4 protein-coding genes and 2 pseudogenes are annotated in these 2963 nt (G+C 58.4%); 2 read left to right on the plus strand and 4 right to left on the minus strand.

The annotated features are described in order from the left end of the window. Both MAMT_RS08665 and MAMT_RS12035 read right to left on the minus strand, forming a co-directional pair. A pseudogene (locus MAMT_RS08665) lies at positions 1 to 343 on the minus strand (IS1634 family transposase); the annotation flags it as partial. A 35-nt stretch (positions 344 to 378) separates the two neighbouring features. After that, positions 379 to 525 (minus strand): annotated as a pseudogene (locus tag MAMT_RS12035) (IS1634 family transposase N-terminal domain-related protein); the annotation flags it as partial. A gap of 16 nt (positions 526 to 541) precedes the next feature. Between MAMT_RS12035 and MAMT_RS08670 the strand changes: the two are divergent. Next, positions 542 to 895, plus strand: a complete 354-nt coding sequence (locus tag MAMT_RS08670; RefSeq protein WP_142660596.1) for a hypothetical protein — start codon at positions 542 to 544, stop codon at positions 893 to 895. Positions 896 to 1150: 255 nt separating this feature from the next. Next, positions 1151 to 1789 (plus strand): hypothetical protein, encoded by a 639-nt coding sequence (locus MAMT_RS08675; RefSeq protein WP_142660598.1) that lies wholly within the window; start codon positions 1151 to 1153, stop codon positions 1787 to 1789. 175 nt (positions 1790 to 1964) lie between these two features. On the opposite strand, the gene MAMT_RS08680 is transcribed toward MAMT_RS08675, so the two are convergent. Next, on the minus strand, positions 1965 to 2390 hold the full coding sequence (locus MAMT_RS08680; protein WP_142660600.1) for a type II toxin-antitoxin system VapC family toxin: 426 nt from the start codon (positions 2388 to 2390) through the stop codon (positions 1965 to 1967). Then, complete coding sequence (locus tag MAMT_RS08685) at positions 2387 to 2644, minus strand: FitA-like ribbon-helix-helix domain-containing protein (protein WP_142660602.1); 258 nt, start codon at positions 2642 to 2644, stop codon at positions 2387 to 2389. The genes MAMT_RS08680 and MAMT_RS08685 overlap by 4 nt, the downstream gene beginning before the upstream one ends. Positions 2645 to 2963: the final 319 nt, after the last annotated feature.

The raw sequence follows: 2963 nt of genomic DNA on the forward strand, positions 1-2963 counted from the left end.
GGATCCGAGGAACGTCTTCGGCCATCCCAAGCTTCTTCCATTCCTGGGAAAGCTTGGCGGTCAGCCAGTAGGCCAGGAAGCAGATCCGAACACGGTTGCGGACTCGGGTCTGCCGCCGGTGATCGACGGGGCGGACCTCAAGCGAGCTTTTCAGATCGGAGAAGGCCGATTCGACGGCCGCAAGATCTTTGTTATGAGGGAGCACCGTCTCGGGAGCCGCTTCTGCCACGGGCAGATCGGTCTCCAAAAGAGACCAGCCGTCGAACGATGCTTCCTCCCGGATCGCCTCCTCATTGCGTTTCCCGCCAAAGCCCCGTAGTTCAGGACTCGGGAGACTTCCCAATCCGGCAGAGCAACCATCTCCTTGCCCTCGATAGCCGCGATGACGGCTGATTGGAGTTCCGGCGGCACCCGGTTCAAATGAAGAACTGTCCGGGCTCGAGGTCCCTTCGGGGTGCGGATCGACTCCCGCAGAAGCACCGACTCGTAGGTCTTGCCGTTCTGGATGCGTCGGACGCGTTGGATGTATACACCGGCTTAGATGATGCACACCAGCTTACGACTCACCAACAAGAAAGGAGTTAATCTCTATTTAGATTCTGGCTGCCCGCTTTTCACTCTTTCCTCTTCATCCCTTGTCTCGCTGACTTTTCGTTCGGAAGTTCTGTTAAGACCACGCATCGGCCTTGTTACCGACCTCGTCGAGGCGGCAGGGGGAGTCGGCGGCTTCCTGCTTCCCATCTGCTTCGGCTTGGTCCAGTCAACGACCCATTCCTACGCCGCCGCCCTTCTCCTCTTTGCTGGGACGCCCGCCGTGGCCGCGGCCGTCAGCTCCTGGGATCGGATTCCCTGGGAAAGGGCCGTTCCACGGCTGCTGTCGCCATCGCCCGATTAATCCTCATCGGCCTCTTCCCTTCCTGGGGCATCGGCCGAAGACAACTTGCCGCACCCGATCCCTGTTCTCAAAATCAAGGAGCCCATGAACGCTTCTCTCCTGCCGTTATGCGCCGCCGGCCTCGCACCCCTGGCCTTTGCCGCGCCGTGCCTGCTTTCTGCTCCTTTGGGGGAGCCGGCGCTACCTGAAAATGCGGTGTCGCTCCAGGAAACACAACGAAGTAGCAAACCTCAGAGTCCCTTACTCTTTACGGACGTGCCCAGCAGGTCGACACACTCGTCAGGCAGCTGGTTCCTTGCAATCGGGGCGGGTACGGGGTTTCCTCAATACGATCGCGGCGACGTGGTCGACAACATCACTGGTGCGGTAGAGCCGGTCGAAACCGACGCCAACTTCGCCTTCACCGGACTTCTCTCGATAGGATACCGCTGGTTCGATCCGGAGCGCTGGGGCCACTGGTCATTCGATGCCGATTTTGTGGGTGCGTATCTTGGGGTGGGGCTTTCCTCCTTTGCCCCCAATCAGGGCGCTAGCCATATCGATCTAGGCTTCTTGGGTTTAAGAGGAGAGGTGGGCTATCGGGTGGTCCAGGATCGGTTCGAACCATTTGTCGGCTTCGCCGCAGGCGGGGTCATCATGAACGCAGAAAGCGCGGGCATCAATCACGGAGACGTTTGGGGCTACTGGTTTGCTCCTACTTGCGGTCTCCGGTATTACATTCCTCAGACGCGGTGGTCGATCAGCGTCGAGGGCTTTTTCCGATTCCTCGGTGGTCTGAACGGGTTTACTGGCTCTGGTTCCGATCTCACCTTGAATGAGACCCCACACGCCGGCTTGTCCGGAGGTTGGATCTATGTGCCTCTTGGCGTCATGGCGATCAGCTACCGTTTTTAATCCGTGTCGTTTCCCCTGCTCATGTTCCGAACTGTTATCTATCGGACGGCGCGGGACGCCGGGAGCTGGTTTGTAGCGGATTCTTGCGACCCTTCCGTTTGATTTCCTCGGCATCCCATGGCGTCGGTTCTCCCGCTTCCCGGGCCGTTTTCCATGGGCTTTCGCTCCTGGTTGGTCAGGGCGCTACCTCCCATGGATTGATGGTCTTCAGCGCGGCGGCCTCGAAAGGGTTGGTGTCGCGCGTGGCAACGATCAAGCCGTGCGCGGCGGCCGTGGCGGCGATATAGCCATCTACCTTGCCGATGGCTTTGCCCCCTGCCCTCGCCCGCGCCATCAAGTCGGCATAGGCTTGAGAAGCATCCAGATCGAAGGACAGCACGCGGCCTGCAAAGATTGGCAACACCTCATGCTCCAACCGCTCTTGATAGAGCCTGCGGCGCCTGCTCTCGGGCATGGTCGCGAGTCCATAGCGCAGTTCGGCCACGGTGATGGCCGACAGATAGAGCGTTTCAACGGCCTGCGCGTCGATCCAGGCCAGCACGTTGGGATTCGGCTCGATCTTCCACAGCTCGGAAATCACGTTGGTGTCGATGACGATCATTCAAAGCTCATCGGCTCAGCTGGCGTTTTGTCGCGGAACTGGTTGAACTGCTCAGCTTCGGCATCCGTCAGGCCACCCGCTTCGCGGGCGATGGAAGCCATCAAGGAACCGAGTTTGACGCGCTCGGGCGGACAAGCGGCCATTTCCAGAATGGCGCGGATTTCCGCCTCGGTGCTGCGGCCGTGATGGGCGGCACGTACTCGAAGAGCGCGATGCACGGCATCAGGCAGATTTCTTACGGTCACATTTGCCATTTGTCATTCCCTTGCGTGTCAAGCCATCAATGATAGCATTGTATGTTGTATGCTATCATTTTGCAAGCGGCCTCGTCTGTGAAAACGATCATTGTCTGGACACTCCGCCAATCAGCTCACGAGGGGGAGTCGAGCCGATCTTCCGCAGGTTTTTGACCATTTTGTTGATACATCAATGACTTTTACGCATTTGTGTAGGACCGATTTTATCGAATATTCACTTGAGAGGCAAGCTATCAAGCGGGTAATATGTAGGTATGCATTTGCAGGAGGTCCGCACGCGGCGCAACGGGAAGGTCTATTCCTCCTACGTGATCCG

Source organism: Methylacidimicrobium tartarophylax, assembly GCF_902143375.2.
Taxonomy (GTDB): Bacteria; Verrucomicrobiota; Verrucomicrobiia; order Methylacidiphilales; family Methylacidiphilaceae; genus Methylacidimicrobium; species Methylacidimicrobium tartarophylax.

Excerpts from the sequence above, each read along its gene's own strand:
- MAMT_RS08670 (WP_142660596.1), top strand. The coding sequence starts at position 542 with ATGATGCACACCAGCTTACGACTCACCAACAAGAAAGGAGTTAATCTC.
- MAMT_RS08680 (WP_142660600.1), bottom strand. The coding sequence starts at position 2,390 with ATGATCGTCATCGACACCAACGTGATTTCCGAGCTGTGGAAGATCGAG.
- MAMT_RS08685 (WP_142660602.1), bottom strand. The coding sequence starts at position 2,644 with ATGGCAAATGTGACCGTAAGAAATCTGCCTGATGCCGTGCATCGCGCT.